General features: G+C 60.2%; 5 protein-coding genes. 3 read left to right on the top strand and 2 right to left on the bottom strand.

Going from position 1 to position 4,801, the window contains the following annotated elements; translation table 11 throughout:
• Positions 1-140 precede the first annotated feature (140 nt).
• Positions 141-1,148, bottom strand: a complete 1,008-nt coding sequence (locus DBR23_RS26900) for a DNA-binding protein (RefSeq protein ID WP_108500115.1) — start codon at positions 1,146-1,148, stop codon at positions 141-143.
• A gap of 90 nt (positions 1,149-1,238) precedes the next feature.
• Here DBR23_RS26900 and DBR23_RS26905 point away from each other — a divergent pair, with 90 nt between their 5' ends.
• Both DBR23_RS26905 and tnpB read left to right on the top strand, forming a co-directional pair.
• Positions 1,239-2,438, top strand: coding sequence for a tyrosine-type recombinase/integrase (locus DBR23_RS26905; RefSeq protein WP_108500113.1), 1,200 nt, complete (start codon positions 1,239-1,241; stop codon positions 2,436-2,438).
• Positions 2,392-2,613 (top strand): IS66 family insertion sequence element accessory protein TnpB, encoded by a 222-nt coding sequence (gene tnpB, locus DBR23_RS26910; protein ID WP_158276499.1) that lies wholly within the window; start codon positions 2,392-2,394, stop codon positions 2,611-2,613. Before DBR23_RS26905 ends, tnpB begins: the two co-directional genes overlap by 47 nt.
• A 49-nt stretch (positions 2,614-2,662) precedes the next feature.
• Here tnpB and DBR23_RS26915 read toward each other — a convergent pair whose 3' ends face one another.
• Positions 2,663-4,051 carry an efflux transporter outer membrane subunit gene (locus DBR23_RS26915; protein ID WP_158276500.1) on the bottom strand — a complete coding sequence of 463 codons (1,389 nt, stop codon included), beginning with the start codon at positions 4,049-4,051 and terminating at the stop codon, positions 2,663-2,665.
• A 79-nt stretch (positions 4,052-4,130) separates the two neighbouring features.
• Here DBR23_RS26915 and DBR23_RS26920 point away from each other — a divergent pair, with 79 nt between their 5' ends.
• Positions 4,131-4,685 (top strand): TetR/AcrR family transcriptional regulator, encoded by a 555-nt coding sequence (locus tag DBR23_RS26920; RefSeq protein WP_105749572.1) that lies wholly within the window; start codon positions 4,131-4,133, stop codon positions 4,683-4,685.
• Positions 4,686-4,801: the final 116 nt, after the last annotated feature.

The raw sequence follows: 4,801 nt of genomic DNA on the forward strand, positions 1-4,801 counted from the left end.
GAGGGCAAGCCAGGATACGGCCAGTTTTAGCTCATAAGCGTTTGGGCTATTAAGAATTCATTTTTTATGCCAGATGTTGCCGCGCGTGGCAATTGGCGTTACTGAGAACCTCCGGGAGTCGCTCTGACCAGCCGCTCTCCTCATTGGCCTTCCGGGCCCCCCGGGCTACGCTTCCTGCGCACGGGTTTGGATGGTGGCTGGAACTGCGCCATCAGCGCGCGAAGGGTATCCGCTTCCGCCTTGTACTGCGACACGTCCTGGAGAGCCTGTTGCAGTGCTGTACTTTGCTCCTGGCCAAGTCTGGCGCTCTCGGCCGATGCGGCCTTGGCATTATCCAGTTCCGACGCCATCCGAGACGCTGCGGCACTCATGTCGATCAGCTTTGCCTGGTGGTTTCGTTCGACCTCCGCCAACTTGGCGCGCATTTGTTCCAGCTGCTTTTCTGAATGGCTTCGTGCCGTGCGCTCCTGGTCGATTTCGCGCAGGGCCCTGCGCTCCGCCTCAGTAGCCCGCTGGGCAGCATCGGCGATGGCCTGCCGCCCCTTTTCCAACTCGGCGCTGAAGTGCTGACGGCTCTTGGCCTGCTCCACCTTCAGTTCATCGATCTGGCGCTGCAGTGCGTCGGCCCGGGCGGTCGTTGCTGCTTGCGTGCGACTCTCCCGCTCCAGCTCCGAGTCTAGACTTTGGGCGCGGGCCTCCAACTCGCCTATCCGGCCCGCAGCGGCCTGAATTTGGACTTCAAGCTGCGCGTTCAGCTGCAGCGCCTGCTCCAGGCTGGCCAAGGCGCCCTGGGCTTCGGCTCGCGCCTCTACGCGTACGGCAGCTAGCTCTGTTCGTGCCAGCTCGGTGGCTTGGCCCCACAACTCGCTGACCACCTGGCCTGCAGCCTGCTTCAGGGTGTCTGGGAGGTCGGGATGATCGATTTCCACGCGGGCCTTGCTTCGAAGGTCTTCCCAGAAATTTGCCAGGGCCTCGGCGGGAGCGCTCATGGAGCCCTTGCGCACATGCTGGTAGAGCTTGCTCGCCGTGGGCGTGATGCCGTATCGAAAAAACAGCAACGCACACACCTCTCGGTACAGCGTTTTGGTGTCGCTGAATCGCGCCCGTAGGGCCTCTACTTCGGTTTGGATCTCGGATTCTTCGCTCATTATTAAATAATACAACGTATAACGTAATTATCAAGGAGGATTTTTCAAATCTCTGGACATAATTACTCTAATGTCCATAGAATTTGCCGCATGACTGATTTGGCTGTCCTAGCGTTGAATTCTGGTGGTTTGGTGCCCTTGGATGGCTTGGTGCTGCCTTCCCACCTGTCCGGGGAGCGCGGCCGAAATCGTGCCTCAGGGCTCCCCCAGGTGACTGCCGATGACGACCGCTCGGCAGTTCTGGCCTGGCTTGAGCGGTACCAGGATTCGCCGGCGACGCTCTCCAGCTATCGCAAGGAGGCCGAGAGGCTGCTGCTGTGGTGCGTGCACCAGCACGGCAAGGCCATGTCCGATCTGACCCACGAGGACTTCCTGGCGTTCGAGCGTTTTCTCGCAGATCCGCAACCCGCCAGTCGATGGATCATGCAGGTCGCGCAGAAGGCGCCGCGGGCGTCACCGCACTGGCGCCCGTTTGCAAAGCCCCTGGACCGGCAGAGCCAGCGCCAAGCGCTATCCATACTCAACGGCCTTTTCAACTGGCTCGTCCAGGCCGGGTATCTGGCGGGCAATCCCCTTGCGCTCAGGCGCCGCAAATCCATCACGCGGCCAGCCAAAACAAGCCGATTCTTGCCCCATGAGCACTGGGCGCAGGTACGCGCCACCATTGAGGCATTTCCCACGCATACACCTCGCCTTGCCAAGCAGGCGGCCCGATATCGCTGGCTCTTCTCGCTGCTCTACATCGGCGGTCTACGTATCTCTGAGGTCTGTACCAATTCAATGGGAGATTTCTACTGGCGTCGAGGTGCGGATGGCCGCGAACGCTGGTGGCTGGATGTCTGCGGCAAGGGAGAAAAGACACGTCTCGTGCCGGCAACCGACGAATTGGTGTCAGAACTGATGCGGTATCGAAAGGCCAACGAACTCGCACCGCTGCCGCGCGAAGGGGAAAACTTGCCGCTGCTGATTCCCATCATTGGAGCGTCCCGCTCGATGTCGCGAAGCTCCGTGCACGAATTGGTCAAAGATGTGTTTCGCGAAACCGCAACCCGACTTCGATCGCTTGGGCCGGAGCACGAGGGCGCGGCCTTGCATGTGGAACAAGCGTCTGCACACTGGCTCAGGCACACGGCAGGCACACACCAAAGCCACAGCATGGACCTCAAGGCCGTGCGAGACAACTTGGGGCATGCAAACATCTCCACGACCAGCATCTATTTGCACACAGAAGATGATGTGCGCCATGACCAGACCTCGAGTGCCCACAGAGTGGAATGGTCGGTGTCCTGAAGGATTAACAGGCATCGGCATCTGGCTGGCGGCTCGCCGCCTGCACCAGAGCAAGTTCGTCTGGCCGACACCAGGCGATGAGCAGTGGCAACTGGAGCCCGATCAGCTCCAGGCCCTGGTCCTGGGTCTGCCCTGGCAGCGCATGGGAAGCGCCGGCATCATCACCGTGGTCTGAAGCTGGCGTGCAATCCGTGGATCTGCGCATGACAGCGCAGTGCCACCGATCAAACTCTTCCTGCGAACGCCCTGCGCACCGCAACTGCCGCCGCCAATTGCGCGCCTTGCCCTTGCAACAGGCCGTCACGCGCCTTCAGGTAGCTGCGCCGCGTATCAAGTACCGTGTTGATATCCACCAACCCTGCGTTAAACAGTCGCTCGCTTTTGGATAGTGCTGCGGCGCCGGCAGTCTGCGTGCTCTCCAACGCTGAGACACCGTCGCTTGCCGCCGCAAGTTGGACCACTGCCGTCTCGGCGTCCGCAAGCGCACTGAGCATCGCCTTTTCATACGCAAGCATTGCTTCCTGAGCCTTGCCCTCGTGAATTTCGATGTTGGCGCGGATGCGGCCACCGTCAAAAATGGGCAGTGAAAGGGCCATGCCGTAACCAACAACTGTCGTCGGCGACGCGCTACCATTGCCGACACCCAAGCGTTCCTTGCCACCCGACCAATCGAGTGCGATACGCGGATACAGGTCGCGCTTGGCCACCCCTAGACGAGCGACGGCGGCTTCAACAGCGCGGGCAGGACCCCGAACATCAGGGCGCCGCTCTAACAGCTCTATCGGCAGCACTACGGCTGGCATCCCTGTAGCCGCGTTGTCAGTTGCGGGGAAAGTCAAGCCAACTGGGGGGTGTGCGGCGCCAAGCAGCACAGCCATTTGTCGCAGCCTTACTTCATGTGCCCCTTTCAGTTGAGCCGCGTTGGCTCGCTCCTGACCTAGCTCCGCCGTCAGCCTGTCGATGTCCAGTTTGCTGATCTGTCCCGCTTCAAAGCGTCGACGGGTGACATCGGTCAGACGCTCCAAAGTTGCGATGCCATCGTACGCCACCGCTTGTCTTTGCGCGAGGGATCGAGCATCGAAGTAGGAGGTCATAACCTCAGCCGCAATAGCCACCCGCATTGCTTGCCGGGTCAGTTCCGCGCCCTCGGCATCTTTTTCGGCTGCAAGGCTGGCTAAGCCTTTGTCGCCGAAGATGTCCGGTTCCCAGCTCGCGCGAAGCCCGGCACGGGCCTGAGTGGTTTTCGGATCAGCACTCGAATTTCGGCCGCGTTGCAGGCCGGCCCCCAGACCCAACTGCGGATAGTGATCGGCCTGGACCGTGTCAACCAGGGCCCGGGCCTGCGCTACACGGGTTGCGGCGATACGCAGATCGGTGTTGGCAAGCAAGGCAGATTCGACCAGCGCATTCAGTTCTGTGTTTCCGAAGTCTTTCCACCAAGCGGTCGCGGCCAACGGTTTGCTGCCTGAGTCTCCTTTTGCCTCGAAGCTCCACGCCTCGGGAGTGACTGCAGGCATTGGTGGTGCGACAAATGGCGCATGCGAGCACCCCCCCAGTAGCGCCAGCGCAGCGATTGCAATCAGTGTTCTGTGTTTTTTGATGATGAAGGACATAGGACGGTTCAGGTGTTGACGTTGAATAGTTGAAACTGTACTATACGTGCAGTATAGTTTCAACCACTCAATCATCGATATGCCCAATTCATCCCAGCGCAGCAGCGGCAAGCAACGGCTCATTGAAGCCGCAGCCGAGATAGTTTCGACACAAGGTGTTCAGCAATTGACGCTGGAGGGCGTCGCGGCCGCCGCTGGCATCACCAAGGGCGGGCTGATCTACCACTTCAAAACCAAAGACGATTTGCTGGCAGCACTTGTGCAATCCATGATTGACGAATGGGACCAACGCACCCGCGCCAAGGCATCTGAGAGCGGCAGCAACAGCAGCGCCATGTTGCTGGCTCTCATCAATGACACGTTCGATATGCAGCCGAGCGAAAAGCAGCTGATGCGCAATCTGCTGGCCGCCGCTTCAAGCTACCCCCATCTGTTGGGGCCTGTACGCGAGCTGTATGACCGCACCTACAGGGATTTCGCTGGATCGAGTGCGCAGACCGGCATTGCTCTGGTGATCACAGCAGCCATAGACGGTATCTCGCTGCTTGAGCTCCTGGACTTCCATCATTTCAGCGAGGACCAGCGCAAAGCCATGCGCAAGGCGCTTCAGACGCTGGCCAAAGATCTCACCTAACCCCTGCCCCTGTATCCACATGCAATCCTCGACCTATACGACCGCAGCCCTCGCCTTGCTGGCTGCAATCATCACCGGCTGCTCCCGGACACCGCCTCCTTCCCAAGCAGCGCCTC

This window comes from Acidovorax sp. HMWF018 (genome assembly GCF_003061035.1).
In the GTDB taxonomy this organism is placed as follows: Bacteria; Pseudomonadota; Gammaproteobacteria; order Burkholderiales; family Burkholderiaceae_C; genus Acidovorax; species Acidovorax delafieldii.